A 292-nucleotide genomic window follows, 5' to 3' on the forward strand; every position below is an offset into this window, starting at 1 on the left:
TGTAGCTGTTTGATTGATACACCTTCATTTTTAAACTGAGTCAGCTTATCCAGAAACGAACCATGCCAGAGATTGCCGCCATTACGCAGCTGGATTTGACGGTTATGATGGTGATAAGCCTCTTCAGCCGTGTTAACCAGACTGAAATATAAATTAAAAGCACGAATCACTTCCCGTAAGGTCAGTTCATCCAGCGATTCAATTTTATCTTTGAGGCTCTGGCGCAGCTCGGGATCTTCTTCTTTACGTAGGCGAATAAACCCCTTACGTAACTGTTCAACCGTTTGATAAA

1 protein-coding gene is annotated in these 292 nt (G+C 42.5%); it reads right to left on the reverse strand.

What is annotated here, in order from left to right; translation table 11 throughout:
• Nucleotides 1–292 (reverse strand): phosphoenolpyruvate carboxylase (locus tag B3O33_RS01220; protein ID WP_292362785.1); only part of this gene is annotated, 292 nt, incomplete at both ends.

Source organism: Methylophaga sp. UBA1464 (genome assembly GCF_002325665.1).
Lineage (GTDB): Bacteria > Pseudomonadota > Gammaproteobacteria > Nitrosococcales > Methylophagaceae > Methylophaga.